This is a genomic window from Costertonia aggregata, assembly GCF_013402795.1.
GTDB classification, from domain to species: domain Bacteria; phylum Bacteroidota; class Bacteroidia; order Flavobacteriales; family Flavobacteriaceae; genus Costertonia; species Costertonia aggregata.
The window spans coordinates 1,767,408-1,781,852 of the sequence record NZ_CP058595.1 but is presented as its reverse complement, the minus strand read 5'-3'; the positions used below and the strand labels follow the sequence as shown (position 1 = coordinate 1,781,852).

The following is a 14,445-nucleotide window of genomic DNA, read 5'->3' as shown; positions in this document are numbered from 1 at the left end:
ATCATGCTCCCTAGGGATTTTAATACTGTATTTGTGCCTGTTCCCAGCTTAAAAGGTTTGACAAGGCAGTGATAGGCTTGGTTTACTCGATTCTTATAGCTCTTTTCTCGCCGTTTATGTCATGCAAAAATGTTTCTTTTTGGGCAGTTTCGAGAGTAACTTGCTCTTCGGGGAGGTCAGTCCCCGGGTACGAAATCGTGTATACTCCGTTTTTGACGGTCCACTTGAAATCAGTGCTAAATGTCACCTTATTATCTGTAATGCCGTGAAACCTTCCCAAATAAACATCATTAAAGATCCACTCTTCCTTATCCACTGCTAAGTTGTTTTTATTGGTTTCATTTATGACTTGGTTATGCCATATGCCAATGATCGGGTCATTATTGACTTCAATTTTTGAGCAAGACATAAAAAGCGTTACAATGGCTAAAATAAAAGTTACCGTTTTCATACTATGTAGGTTAAGTTTAAGCGACCCGGTTTTTCGGGTGGGACTCGCTTTATAGTATAACGCAGAATTCTATAAATATTTTCCTACAAAATTAATTTACAACCTGTTATTTTAATTTATCGATGAAATGCATGTTTCATCGATAAAAAGATGTATTTGAGTTTCAAAAGAGCGTTCAAATAATCCCAAACTCACATTTATCGTTAAAATACCTTTTTTATCGCTGAAATGCGATTAATTTGTATTTTACAGTCCTGAACATTTCTTTTAAAAAGAAGCCTCTGTGAATTTCAAGTCCATAGTCTTGAACAAAAGAATAAAATTCTTTTTTAGTGAACAGCCTTTCATTCCAACAGAGCAAAGCGACGAGGAATCCGATACCGAGAAGCTATAATGAGATTTCTCACTACGTTCGAAATGACAACATCATCTTATAAGATTTACAGAAACCAAAGTAACTGCAACCAAATTAAAGGGTATTACCTTTTATCGGATAATATACTGTGGCACAGTGAAATTTCAAATACTTCTGCGTTATCAGAGGCATTCAATTCCGGATAAAAAGCTAAAAAAATAGAACACGCTCAAGTTTGGTCATAAAAAAAGAGTAACCCTTTGGGGAAGGTTACTCTTTAATTATTTTTTAAGGAAGATTTGTTTATAGCATAAACAACTTTCTAGCAAGCATTACGATTCCGCTATAGAAATCATTTCGGTATACTTGTATTTCTTTTTCTGTAGGCATTTGGTTCAATTGGGCTTCCATAGGTTTGTTAGGTTTTAAGCTAAAGTCAATTTGGGGAAAAAGACTTTTTATTACACTGTAAATATAAAAGGTATGGCACCTAAAATCTAAATTATTGTTGTGAACGTTTCAAAAAATGTTGTGAAATACAGTCCACACCTCTTTTTCGATAAAGTGCACGGCGTTTAATAGTTAAATCGGCATTTCGGGGATGTCTCCATCAACGGTAAGAGCACCTTCGGTTGCCTGCCGAATTTCTTCGACACTTACACCCGGAGCACATTCTATAAGTTTAAATCCACCATTCGTTACTTCCAAAACCGCAAGATTGGTCACTATTTTTGTTACGCACCCTACCCCGGTCAACGGAAGCGAGCACCTTTTTAAAAGTTTGGATGCACCGACCCTGTTTGTGTGCATCATGGCGACAATAATGTTTTCTGCCGATGCGACCAAATCCATAGCGCCTCCCATACCTTTGACCATTTTCCCGGGAATTTTCCAATTGGCTATATCACCGTTTTCTGCCACTTCCATTGCTCCAAGTATGGTAAGGTCAACATGTTGGCCGCGTATCATTCCAAAACTTGTGACAGAATCAAAAAAAGAAGCTCCAGGCATTGTCGTAATCGTCTGCTTTCCCGCATTTATGATATCGGCATCCTCATCGCCCTCAAACGGGAAGGGTCCCATTCCCAAAACACCGTTTTCACTTTGAAATTCTACACTAATATCATCCCTTACAAAATTTGCCACCAATGTAGGGATGCCTATTCCCAAGTTTACGTAGTATCCGTCCTTGACTTCTTGGGCTATTCGCTTTGCTATTCCGTTTTTATCTAGCATAATCTAATTTCTTTGACGCACCGTTCGTTGTTCAATTCGCTTTTCATAATTTTTCCCCTCAAAAATGCGTTGCACAAAAATACCGGGGATATGAATTTCATTGGGATCCAACTCCCCTGCGGGTACAAGCTCCTCTACTTCAGCAACCGTAATTTTGGCTGCCCCGCACATGCTAGGATTAAAATTTCTGGCGGTACCTTTAAATATTAAGTTGCCGGCATCATCTCCTTTCCATGCCTTTACGAATGCAAAATCGGCCTCATAGGCTTTTTCCAAAATATACATTTTACCGTTGAATTCGCGGGATTCTTTCCCCTCGGCTACTTCGGTACCATAGCCGGCTGGAGTGTAAAAAGCTGGAAACCCCGCTTGTGCAGCCCTACATTTTTCTGCCAATGTGCCCTGAGGTGTTAGTTCTACCTCTAATTCCCCGCTCAGCATTTGCCGCTCAAATTCATCGTTCTCACCAACATAGGATGAAATCATTTTTTTAATCTGATGCTTTTTCAACAAGAGGCCCAGACCAAAATCATCTACGCCGGCGTTGTTAGAGATGCATGTGATGTCATTTATCCCTAACCGAACCAGTTCAGCTATGGCATTTTCGGGAATACCGCAAAGACCAAACCCCCCCAGCATAAACGTCATGCCGTTTTCAACACCTTGTAAAGCCTCATTGACACTAGAAACCGTTTTACGAATCATACCTTGTAATTGTGAAAAATTGCTTTACTAATTTACAGCTTTTTAATTTGAATTAACCACAAAAAAACCTTCGGCTCAGCGAAGGTCTTTTGTAAAAAAATTAAAATTCTAAATGAAATCAGAAATCCAGATCATCCAAATCATCTTCCGGTTTATCCTCTTCTTGGTTTAATTTTGAACAATCCAGCTCTATGCCCATTTTTGTAGGCTTTTCAAAGTTACCATCAGAGACACCAAGTTCCTCATTGGCATAATTGGCCTTCATATACAATCCCCAAATGGGCAACGCCATAGAAGCCCCTTGGCCATATGTAATAGACTTAAAATGAGTCGCCCTATCTTCACCACCTACCCAGACACCTGTGACCAAATTGGGTACCATACCCATAAACCAACCATCACTTTGGTTTTGTGTAGTCCCGGTTTTTCCTGCAATGGGATTGGTAAGTTCGTAAGGATATCCCGTAATTACTTCTTTGTAGACCGTGGCGTTTTTGTTGTACGAATGGCGTAAACGCCCTCCTGAACCAGATTGCACCACGCCCCGCATCAAATCAACCATGGTGTAGGCCACCTCTTTACTGAGTACGTCTTTGGTTTCCGGAACATACTCGTAGAGTACAGTGCCATTTTTATCCTCAATACGGGTCACCATCACAGGCTTTACATACACCCCTTGGTTGGCGAACGTACCATAAGCGCCCACCATTTCATACACGTTAAAGTCTGGTGTGCCCAAGGCAATAGAAGGCACTTCGGGAATCTCCCTTGTAAGACCTACGTTCTTGACAATGGATACCACTGATTTTGGCCCAACTTTATCTATTAACTGTGCTGTAACCGTATTTACGGAGTTTGCCAAAGCGTATTTTAAGGTCATGTCTCTCCCGGAGTATTTACCATCTGAATTTTTGGGGCACCACGCTTCAGGGTTTCCGTGTTTTTCTGCCTCTATACAATATTGTGTGTCCGGTAAGGTAGAGCAAGGCGATAAGCGCAACTGGTCTATAGCAGCGGCGTATACAAAGGGTTTGAACGTAGAGCCTGCCTGCCGTGCTCCCTGAATTACATTATCATATTGAAAATGCTTATAGTTCAGACCCCCGACCCAAGCTTTTACATGGCCCGTTTGAGGCTCCATGGACATCATAGCGGCACGTAAAAAGGTCTTATAGTACCGGATGGAATCCAAAGGCGTCATAATCGTATCTTTTTCCTTGGTATCACTGTTCCAGTCGAAAACGGTCATTTCTGTTTTTTCATTGAAAGAGTCGGTAATCTCCTTTTCCGATTTCCCCATTCGTTTCATAGAGCGCCATCTGGCCGAAGTTTTCATGGCGCGTTTCATAATGTTATCGATTTGATTCTTGTCCAAATCCAAAAAAGGTGCGGTTTTATTACGCTCCGGTTTGTTTTGATTAAAAAACTCAGCTTGAAGGTTGCTCATATGTGCAATTACGGCATCCTCGGCATTTTTCTGCATGCGGGAATCTATGGTCGTGTATATTTTGAGTCCATCTAGGTATATATTCCATGTATCGCGTTCCCCTTCAAGCGCTGGCTTGGGGTTTTCTTTGATCCAATCGTTCATGAATCCTTGTAGATACATCCTAAAATACGTGGCCAAACCTTCCCTATGGTTTTCAGGATTAAAATTAATATCCATTTTTAAGGCTTGGAGCGAATCCCTTTGCTTTTCACTGATATAGTCGTATCTGGCCAATTGGCCGAGTACGATATTTCTCTTGTTCTTTGTTTGCTCCTCACGCCTCAAAGGATTGAAGTACGACGAGTTTTGCAACATCCCGACCAGCATGGCGGATTCTTCTATCTTAAGGTCTTTGGGTTCTTTTCCAAAATAGATTTTTGATGCGGACTTAATACCATCGGCATTATTACCAAAATCATAGATGTTCAAGTACATCGCTATAATTTCCTCTTTGGTGTAATTGCGCTCCAGTTGTGTGGCAATCACCCACTCTTTTGCTTTTTGTTTGATGGTTTCAAACTTGTTTCTAGACCTTACCCCGACAAAAAGTTGCCGTGCCAGCTGTTGGGTAATCGTACTTGCGCCACCTCTTTTCCCTAAATAGGCGAATGCCCTTAACGTGCCCCTTGCGTCGATTCCGGAATGGTCGTAAAAACGTATATCTTCACTTGCGACCAAGGCATCTACCAGGTTTTGAGGCAATTCCTCATAGGGAACATCGGTACGGTTATCGTCTAAATAGTATTTCCCCAAGGTTTTGCCGTCTGCCGAAATAACCTCGGTGGCCAGATTGGTCTGTGGGTTTTCCAAGGTCTCGAAAGTGGGCAACTCTCCAAACCACTCCCAAGAAGCTGCCAAAAAGAACAATATTCCCGATAGGATTCCAAAACCTATCAAAATCCAAAACCACTTGATAAACTTGAAAAAACTATTTTGTTTTTTCTTTTTTACAGCCTTTGCCATAAGATTTATTGATTACTTTTTTCTATTTGAAACCCAACATCCGTTATGCCTTCCAATTCTACTATGCCGTTTACATTTCCGTTCTTTCGCATCGCATGGGATATTTGTAGATTATATACGCCAGAACTGGAAAAAACGATGTTTTCCTTGAACCATAATTTGTTCTCCTTGACGCTTCCTTTGCCCTTGCCCAACCACTCTCCGGAGGGGTCGGCCATTTCGTACTCCAAAGTATCGGTTACCGTTTTACCATCGGGGGACTCCAGTTCCGCAATCAGGAACAAATTACTAAACGGATAACTTTCGTCATTTCTTATATTGATGAAGACATTATGTTTGGAAACAGTGTCCATTTCCGAAAAGGAGAAGGAAACAATGGAATCCTTATTCCATTTTCCGTTGTTGGTTGCTTTGTATTCTGAAACCGAAAGGGTGTCGTTACAAGAAAAAAGAAACGACACCAATGTTAAACAAATAAGTGAATTACGCATTTTTGGCAGGTCTTTTTTTGTTGTTGTTCCTACGTTTTTTGTTCTTGTTCCTGCGCTTATTGTTTTTGGGACGATCAAACCTGGTAAGGCTGTCTTGCCCTACAACGTTTTCAAAGACCTTTTCTTCTTGCTCTGCATATATGTTTTCCGCGGCATACATTTCCAAACTGGCCACTTTCTCTTTTTTCTTGTTCTTTTCGAGGATTTCGTTTACTTGGTGTTTGGTGAGCGTATGCCAGTTAGATGGGTCGTCTTTGTAAGAAAACCATAGTGTTTCTTTGAAAATATCGACTTTTTGGCAAAAAGCAAGTCCTTTTTCGGTAAAGAGCTTGCTGTCTTGTGGGGGGAAATCTTTTAACGCATCCAGATATACGTCCAGTTCATAATTGAGGCAGCATTTCAACTTACCGCACTGCCCTGCCAATTTTTGTGGATTCAAGGAGAGGTTTTGGTAACGTGCCGCAGAAGTGCTTACCGACCTAAAATCCGTCAACCAAGTAGAGCAGCAAAGTTCACGGCCACATGAACCTATGCCTCCCAGGCGTTGGGCTTCTTGCCGATAACCAATCTGCCGCATCTCGATTCGAATGCCAAAGGCCTTCGCCATATCCTTTATCAACTGCCTAAAATCTACACGGTCTTCGGCAGTGTAATAAAATGTGGCCTTGGAGCCGTCGCCCTGAAATTCAACATCCGAAATTTTCATTTGTAGTTTCAGGATAATCGCCATCTCGCGAGATCGCTTTTTTATCTCCTCTTCCCTATCGCGACATTTTTGCCATTTATCGATATCTTTTTGGGATGCCTTTCTGTAGATTTTAGGCAAGTCACCATCAGCGTAGGAAACTTTTTTTCTTTTCATCTGTACCCGTACCAGCTCCCCAGTGAGCGTGACCATGCCAATGTCGTGGCCCGACTGGGCCTGCGTGGCGACTATATCGCCGATAGCGAGTGTAAGATGCTCTGTATTCCTAAAAAATTCTTTTCTGCTATTTTTAAAACGGACTTCCACACAATCAAACGGTTTTTCACCATTTGGAAGCGACATGTTGGAAAGCCAATCGAACACGGTCAATTTATTACAGCCATCGGTGCCGCAAGTCCCATTGTTCTTGCAACCACGCGGCTGTCCGTCCTTGCCGGTCGAACAACTGCTACAACCCATATTTTATATGTTGGTTCGGCATAACCAGTGCTATGACCGAAAAAGGTTCATATTCTACTTAAAAAGTAAAGATACTATAATTTGCAATGGATTAGAAATACCTTGTATGTAAAAGAAAATCCCCTAGGAAAATTTCCTAGGGGATTGTTTGATGTGCAGAAAATTCATACTATTCCGTTTCTTTGTCTTGTCTCCCGGCAACCATTTCCTCTGCGTCATCATCAACGCCCTTAAAAGCAAAGAACAAAGCTGCCCCGACCACGATAAGTCCTATGCGGATAATCCAGCCAACGGTTTCGCCCCACATATCAATCCATGTCAATAATCTAAGATTGTAATTGAAAAATGAAAGAGCGGTAGAAATAATACCGGCCAAGGCCATAAAGCTTCCTATACCCGAAAGTTGTTTTTTCATAATTGGGTTTATGTATTGGTTCGTATGATTGAAAAACGAAAATACTTTTGTTTTATTTTAAGAGGGCCGATGAACGGTTATTTTTTAAACTTTAAAACCTCGGACCTTCCCTTTTTAAAGATTTTATTACTTACCGTTTTGCCCTTGCGCAGTGCCTTCTGCTCTTCAAACGGTAGATTATGTATCTCTTTACATTCGTCCGAACAGCAATCATCCATCCTTTGGGCGCAGGCCTTACATTGAATGAACAATAAATGGCAGGCCTCATTGGCACAATTCACATGAGTATCGCAGGGATTCCCGCATTGGTGACAATTTGCGATAACATCGTCCGAGATGCGTTCGCCACGGCGGTGGTCAAAAACAAAGTTCTTCCCCAAAAACTTGTTTTCAAGGTTTTTGTCGTTTACTTGACGGGTGTACTCTATGATGCCGCCCTCTAACTGATACACCTGCTTGAACCCTTTGTGCTTATAATATGCACTGGCTTTTTCGCACCGTATGCCCCCGGTACAGTACATGACCAGTTTTTTATCCTCTTTGTGGTCGGCCAAATCATTTTCAATGATATCCAATGAGTCCCGGAAGGTATCCACGTCAGGTGTGATCGCATTTTTAAAATGGCCGATTTCGCTTTCGTAGTGGTTACGCATATCGACCAGCACCGTGTCGGGATGCTCGATAAGTTCGTTGAACTTTTGGGCATCTACATGAATACCTTTATTGGTCACATCAAACGTAGTATCGTTCAGCCCATCGGCAACGATTTTTTGCCGCACTTTTACCTTGAGTTTCAAAAACGATAGGTTGTCTTGCTCTATAGCGATGTTCAGCCGAACGTTCTTTAAGAAGGAAATACTGTCCAAATGCTTTTTAAACGCCTTGAAATTCTCTGCCGGGACCGACAGTTGGGCATTAATGCCTTCGTTGGCCACGTAGATTCGCCCCAGAACTTCCAGTTCGTTCCAATGGATAAAAAGATGGTTTCTAAATATTGACGGATTGCCAATATGTGCATATTTGTAGAAAGAGATCGTAAGCCGCTCTTGGCCCGCATCTTTGATAAGGGCCGCTCTTTCCTTCGCACTTAATGTATTGTACAGTTGCATGCTATACCAATAATTTAAGCCTGCCCGCTGGCAGGAAGGTTAAAGAAATTCTTATTCTAAAATTTGGCGCAAATATAAGAAAAGCCATGCTTACCTTAATAACCAAACACCAATGTGCCATGCATTTTGAAATTGGGTCGCTATACATTAAAAAGGGCTTAGGTAAATACCAAAGCCCTTTAAGGCTATTCCTTTTATTCTTCTTCATAGCATCTTTTCAAAAAACACCAAAAGGTAAATAGCCATCGTTGCCTGCATGTAAAGTAGTGCAGTATATTATGTAAACACTAGTCGTATACAAGACGTATAAATTACAAAAGGTTGCGTACAAGGTCTTGTAGTATGCAAAAAGAAATGGTAATTTAGCTGACCATAAAAATTTGCCAAAGACCGGCATACCAATATTTGGACAACGTTTGTTTTTTTTCGTTGGCACTAATGGGGGATGGTCTTGCAAAAAATTCCTCGCCGGAAGACCTAAAAATCGTTCAGCCTTTTGTATACCTGCCTTATTGGGTTGTTGGGCGCAAGAAGAATGGCAATATTAAAATTTTAATTTAAAAAGAGTATGAGTTCCGAAAAAGATGCAAAATTAAAAGCCTTAAAGTTAACCTTGGACAAGTTGGACAAGACGTACGGCAAAGGTGCCGTAATGAAAATGGGCGACAGTGTGGTGGCCGATGTAGAGGTAATACCCTCTGGGTCATTGGGCTTGGATATCGCTTTGGGTGTAGGTGGTTACCCTAGGGGCAGGGTCATTGAAATCTATGGTCCGGAATCATCGGGTAAGACCACATTGACTTTGCACGCCATTGCGGAAGCTCAAAAAAATGGAGGTATCGCCGCTTTTATTGATGCGGAGCATGCCTTTGACCGTTTTTATGCCAAAAAACTCGGGGTAGATATCGATAATCTTATTATTTCCCAGCCAGACAACGGGGAACAAGCCTTGGAAATTGCCGATAACCTTATACGCTCCGGGGCCATTGATATCGTTATTATCGATTCGGTAGCGGCATTGACCCCAAAAAGTGAGATAGAGGGTGAAATGGGGGACTCCAAAATGGGGCTCCACGCCCGATTGATGTCACAAGCGCTTCGAAAGCTGACCGGGTCTATCAGTAAAACACACTGTACGGTCATATTCATAAATCAATTGCGGGAAAAAATCGGGGTCATGTTCGGTAATCCCGAGACTACAACGGGGGGCAATGCATTAAAGTTCTACGCCTCGGTGCGGTTGGATATTAGACGCTCTACCCAAATAAAAGATACCGACGGCGGGGTGCAAGGGAACAAGACCCGTGTCAAAGTCGTAAAAAATAAGGTGGCCCCACCTTTTAGGACCGCAGAGTTCGATATTATGTACGGGGAAGGTATCTCTAAAGTGGGTGAAATCATAGATCTAGGCGTTGAATATGAAATCGTAAAGAAAAGCGGTTCTTGGTTTAGTTATGGCGATACCAAATTGGGACAGGGTAGAGATGCCGTAAAATCCCTTTTACTGGATAATCCCGAGCTGTTCGAAGAGCTGGACGGTAAAATCAGGGAGGCAATACATGCCATTAAGGAATAGCGGCCTATTTTGGTTTTTTAGAGCTTGAATGGCTCAGGGCGTTACATATACTTTTGACGCAACCTTTATCTTTTTTTACATCTATCCTTATAAAATAGATATTATGAAGAGGATATTCATATGCTGTGCCATCTTTTTGGCCTTGTTCCTATCGTCTTGTGACTTGGACGATGACACCGTGAATTTTCATTTTACATCGTTACAAGCTGTATCGGCCAATGTTCCGGATTCCTTTGATTTAAACGAAACCTACGAGATAGAGGTAACGTATTTAAGGCCTGACGAGTGTACTTTTTTTGAGGGCTTTGATGTGAACCGTACCGAGACCACCACTAGAAACGTGGTCGTGATCGGCTCTGTGCTTACCGATCAGGACGAATGTGCGGAGGTGTCCCAAGAGATAACCGCCAGCTTTAGGTTTCAAGTGATTTACCCAGAAACGTACCTCTTTAGATTTTGGACGGGAACCGATGAAAACGGCGAAGAACGGTATTTGGAGATAGAAGTTCCGGTAAATCCGTAAATTTCGGGTGTAACGAACAAAAAAATCCAACGTATAGCTTGAGCCTGGAAGACCTCATAGACAATTGTAAAAAAGGCAACAGATCTGCCCAGGAAGAATTGTACAGGAAATATTCCCGTATACTTTTTGGCATTTGCCTAAAGTACTCGCGCAACAAAACCGAAGCCGAGGATAACCTTCACGACAGTTTTATGACCATTTTTAGTAAAATCGGACAGTTTAAGCACAAGGGCTCTTTTGAAGGTTGGATGAAACGGATCACCGTTAATACCGTATTGCAAAAATACAGAAAAGAAGAATTCTTAAATGTAGTGACCGATGCGATAGAAGACCAGACCGATGTGGAAGTGAACGATAAGGACATTGACCTTAATACCCTATTGGGGTATATTCAAGAGCTACCCAATAAGTACAGGCTCACCTTTAATCTTTATGTGATGGACGGTTATACGCATAAAGAAATAAGCGAACTGTTGGGTACCTCGGCCGGCACATCAAAATCAAACCTGGCCAGGGCCCGGTTGATATTAAAAGAAAAAATTGAAAAAGAAAGTATACATATTGCCTAAGAAAATCGCAAGATGAACAAAAAAAATATCGATAACCTATTTCAAGAGAAGTTCAGAGACTTTGGTGAGGTACCCGACGAGCGTGTATGGGCCTCTATCGAGGCTTCCTTGAACCAGAAGAAGTCGCGCAGGATGATTCCCTTTTGGTGGCAAATAGGCGGTGTAGCCGCACTTTTGGCCCTAATGCTCTATGTGATAAACCCCTTCGGGGGAAATCCCTCTGGGAATACGACCCCTATAATCACCGATGTTGAAAATGCATCGGAAAATACTATCCAAAAAACTGATACGCTCCAAGATGATGCGAACCAAGAACAACAAGACATCGATCAAGGCGTTGCCGATTCCAAAAAGAACGATAATGCCCCTAAAATAGATGCGGCTAAAGACCGTAGTTCGCAAAAGCAGCATTCTTATGCCAATAAGGACAACGCAAAAGAGAAAGCGGGCACCAAGAAGCAACATCCAAAGAACATCCATCCAAATGAAATACAAAAAAACCTAACAGGTAAAAAAGAGCAAATTACCGAGACCGATAACAAGCAGCAGCAGGTTCCCAAAAAGGATGGGGCAAAAACAGACCTTGACGGTATGCTTCAAAAAAAGAAGGAAGGTATCGCCATTACCGATGATGTGAAAACGAACGGGAAAATCAACCCTGCCCAAAACCTGGAAAAAGAGCGTTCTGCAATATTGGACAGTAAGAACAATGAAAAAGAAGCTGTGGTAACGCATACCGCCAAAGAAGAAAAGGAAGACCCAAAGAAAAAATCGATTTTTGAGGAAATAGAAAAGAAGCAACAAGAGGAAGAGGCGGTCGTAGAAAATTCAACGAAGGACAAATGGTCGGCAGGGCCCAGTGTGGCCCCCGTATATTTTAATGCGCTAGGGGAAGGCTCCCCGGTACATTCAATCTTCGTGCCCAACGGAAAATCAGGTAATGTAAACCTTAGCTACGGCCTTACCGTGGCCTATGAAATATCGGATAGGTTGAGCCTGCGTTCCGGTATACACAAGGTAGATTATGGGTACGATACCAATGATGTTTCTTTTTCGTCGTCCTTGGACGGTTCTACTAACGACCAGATCGATAACATCAGCTACAGGGCCACCTCAAAAAACCTAGTATTGAACAGTAGGGCCGCACCCGAAGCGAGTTTTCAAAACCCTTCCGACTTGGATACCAACGCCATATCACCCGAAAGAAACGGAATCATGTCCCAGCAATTCGGGTATTTGGAAGTACCCTTGGAGCTCAACTACGCCTTGGTCAACAAAAAAGTGGGCGTAAACTTAGTGGGCGGCTTCAGTTCTCTTTTCTTGGTAGACAATTCGGTATCCGTAGAGGGTGGTGGCCAGGTTATGGAGCTTGGCGAGGCGAACAACATCAATAGCATAAACTTTAGTGCCAATGCGGGCATTGGTGTTGATTATAAGTTTTCATCCAAAGTAAAGCTAAATCTAGAGCCTGTATTTAAATACCAATTGAACACATTCTCTGAGACCGACGGTACTTTTCAGCCTTTTTCTGTAGGGGTGTACAGTGGTCTAACGTTCAAGTTTTAGGGGGCTGTTCCAAAAAATCCAAAGGGCTGGGCACGTGCAATAAGGAGCGGGTGGTTACATGGGTGTAGCGCATGGTCGTCTTTATAGATTCGTGCCCCAACAGTTGCTGTATCATGCGTACATCGGTACCAGCATCCATAAGGTGTGTGGCATAAGCATGCCGAAGGCTGTGCAGGGTTACGTTCTTGGTGATTTTGGCCCTTTTGCAAGCGGCCTTAAAAACATTTCTTATGCTTGCCGCCGAATATTGGCTCCTGTTCGCCCCATAAAAAAGGTGGTTTTTTGGTTTATAGCTACGGTAGTATTCCCTTAATTGTACGAGTAATTTATCGGGTAGGGGTACGATCCGGTCCTTTTTGCCCTTTGCGCTTTTGATGTGTACCAGCTTTCGTTTTCCGTCAATATCGGCCACTTTTAAGTTTAAGGCTTCACTTCTTCGCAAACCCAAAGCATATATTGTTTTTAAAATAGTTAAGTGTTTTAGGTTTTTTGTTTGTGAAAAAAGTTCCAAAACTTCTTCTTTCGCCAAAATTTCAGGTAGAGAATGTTCTTTTCGTGTAGGGTATATCATTGAAAAGTCCATTGGGCGTTTGTAGAGTTCTTTATAATACAGCGATAATGCGCCTATGAGCTGTTTGTGGGACGACGCCCCGTAGTTTTTTGCGGCCACAAGATCTGCGGCGTGCTTTATGATAAAGGCGGTATCCAATTTATGGATAGGGGTGTTCCCTACATGTTCTTGAAATGTTGCCACCATATGCATGTAATTTTTTATGGTGCTTTCACTATATCTTTTAAGTTGAAGAATTTTTCTAAATTTAACAAACATTGCTTTATTGGCCGTAAGGGCGGTTATGTTAATTTTTTAACGAATATAATCATAACCAACTGTTTATCTATTTTTAAGCAATAAAAAAGTGTAGTTTTACGATATAATCTTTATACTAACGTTGTACGCAAGCTGTGAAAACCTATGAGAGCCATTAAAATCTTCATTCTATTTATATTATTTAGCCAAGTTTCATTTGGACAAAATAACTGCGGAGATTTTAAAAATTATGAGGAATCTCAACAATGGATTAAAGAAATTAAACAACTAAATCCTGACGAGCGTAAAGACAAAATTTTTGAAAGAATAAATTGTGAGCAAAAATCAAAACAAGATGAACTTGACTTTTGGCTGACTACAGTAATTGATGGTGGCTCTTTTTCAATTGTCAATGACTTCTCGAAAGAACAATTAGAAACTCTAAAACTATTTCCATCTGATAAAATCCAAATTGTACCTTCTCTTTGTGAATCTGACGGTGTTTATCCCCAAAAATGTAATCTTGGTTTTGTTATTTTCCAAAAACCTGAAAAACCAGTTCTGAACGAAATATCTGAATTTAAAAATATCAGATTAAAACGGAGGAAAGGAAAAATCATTATCAAATTGGAATCAGAAATAGAAAGTGAAATTGAATTTGAAGTAAATCACTTATTAAAAAATCATAGTACAACTCTATTTGCAAAAACTGAATTGAAAAAAGGAAATAATAAATTCGTTTTTAAGCGGAGTGCTAATTTGCAAATTATCGAATTAGAAATAAACGAAAAGAAATTAACCATAATAATATAAAAAGCCAGCGTACAACAATGGCTATAAGTAATTGCTTGTTCTCGCCTACTTCTGAAAATCCTCGCAGATTTTCAGTTTGGTGTGTACTTGCAAAGTTAAGTGCTAATCCACCCAACTACTCATAGCCGAGACCGTTGGCACCAATTAGAAAAATGAAATCGAAATTGTTTTCACTTCTTACCTTAATTCTATTTACATCCTGTTTTCAAGA

General features: G+C 41.2%; 14 protein-coding genes. 5 read left to right on the top strand and 9 right to left on the bottom strand.

Annotated features, from left to right (window positions below; genetic code table 11):
• Positions 1–82: 82 nt before the first annotated feature.
• The 8 genes from HYG79_RS08170 to trhO form a co-directional block, all read right to left on the bottom strand.
• Complete coding sequence (locus HYG79_RS08170; protein WP_179241613.1) at positions 83–451, bottom strand: hypothetical protein; 369 nt, start codon at positions 449–451, stop codon at positions 83–85.
• A 937-nt stretch (positions 452–1,388) separates the two neighbouring features.
• A complete protein-coding gene (locus HYG79_RS08165) occupies positions 1,389–2,042 on the bottom strand; it encodes a 3-oxoacid CoA-transferase subunit B (protein WP_179241612.1) in 654 nt (217 codons plus the stop codon).
• A gap of 3 nt (positions 2,043–2,045) precedes the next feature.
• The gene (locus tag HYG79_RS08160; RefSeq protein ID WP_179241611.1) at positions 2,046–2,747 is read right to left on the bottom strand and encodes a CoA transferase subunit A; all 702 of its coding nucleotides are present in this window, start codon (positions 2,745–2,747) and stop codon (positions 2,046–2,048) included.
• A gap of 118 nt (positions 2,748–2,865) precedes the next feature.
• Complete coding sequence (locus HYG79_RS08155; RefSeq protein WP_179241610.1) at positions 2,866–5,199, bottom strand: penicillin-binding protein 1A; 2,334 nt, start codon at positions 5,197–5,199, stop codon at positions 2,866–2,868.
• Positions 5,200–5,204: 5 nt separating this feature from the next.
• Complete coding sequence (locus HYG79_RS08150) at positions 5,205–5,690, bottom strand: gliding motility lipoprotein GldH (RefSeq protein ID WP_179241609.1); 486 nt, start codon at positions 5,688–5,690, stop codon at positions 5,205–5,207.
• The gene (locus HYG79_RS08145) at positions 5,683–6,855 is read right to left on the bottom strand and encodes a PSP1 domain-containing protein (RefSeq protein ID WP_179241608.1); all 1,173 of its coding nucleotides are present in this window, start codon (positions 6,853–6,855) and stop codon (positions 5,683–5,685) included. The genes HYG79_RS08150 and HYG79_RS08145 overlap by 8 nt, the downstream gene beginning before the upstream one ends.
• Before the next feature lie 169 nt (positions 6,856–7,024).
• Complete coding sequence (locus HYG79_RS08140) at positions 7,025–7,270, bottom strand: hypothetical protein (protein WP_179241607.1); 246 nt, start codon at positions 7,268–7,270, stop codon at positions 7,025–7,027.
• Positions 7,271–7,347: 77 nt separating this feature from the next.
• The gene (trhO, locus tag HYG79_RS08135; protein ID WP_179241606.1) at positions 7,348–8,379 is read right to left on the bottom strand and encodes an oxygen-dependent tRNA uridine(34) hydroxylase TrhO; all 1,032 of its coding nucleotides are present in this window, start codon (positions 8,377–8,379) and stop codon (positions 7,348–7,350) included.
• A 568-nt stretch (positions 8,380–8,947) separates the two neighbouring features.
• On the opposite strand from trhO, the gene recA reads away from it, so the two are divergent.
• The 4 genes from recA to HYG79_RS08115 all read left to right on the top strand — a co-directional run bounded on the left by recA (position 8,948) and on the right by HYG79_RS08115 (position 12,613).
• The gene (recA, locus tag HYG79_RS08130) at positions 8,948–9,955 is read left to right on the top strand and encodes a recombinase RecA (protein ID WP_179241605.1); all 1,008 of its coding nucleotides are present in this window, start codon (positions 8,948–8,950) and stop codon (positions 9,953–9,955) included.
• A 103-nt stretch (positions 9,956–10,058) separates the two neighbouring features.
• Complete coding sequence (locus HYG79_RS08125) at positions 10,059–10,478, top strand: hypothetical protein (protein ID WP_179241604.1); 420 nt, start codon at positions 10,059–10,061, stop codon at positions 10,476–10,478.
• A gap of 38 nt (positions 10,479–10,516) precedes the next feature.
• The gene (locus HYG79_RS08120; protein ID WP_179241603.1) at positions 10,517–11,047 is read left to right on the top strand and encodes an RNA polymerase sigma factor; all 531 of its coding nucleotides are present in this window, start codon (positions 10,517–10,519) and stop codon (positions 11,045–11,047) included.
• A 12-nt stretch (positions 11,048–11,059) separates the two neighbouring features.
• A complete protein-coding gene (locus tag HYG79_RS08115; protein ID WP_179241602.1) occupies positions 11,060–12,613 on the top strand; it encodes an outer membrane beta-barrel protein in 1,554 nt (517 codons plus the stop codon).
• Here the strand turns inward: HYG79_RS08115 and HYG79_RS08110 are convergent.
• Positions 12,603–13,442, bottom strand: coding sequence for a tyrosine-type recombinase/integrase (locus HYG79_RS08110; protein ID WP_179241601.1), 840 nt, complete (start codon positions 13,440–13,442; stop codon positions 12,603–12,605). The two genes, HYG79_RS08115 and HYG79_RS08110, sit on opposite strands and share 11 nt — an antisense overlap.
• Positions 13,443–13,586: 144 nt before the next feature.
• Between HYG79_RS08110 and HYG79_RS08105 the strand changes: the two genes are divergently transcribed.
• A complete protein-coding gene (locus HYG79_RS08105; protein ID WP_179241600.1) occupies positions 13,587–14,234 on the top strand; it encodes a hypothetical protein in 648 nt (215 codons plus the stop codon).
• The last annotated feature ends 211 nt before the right edge of the window (positions 14,235–14,445 follow it).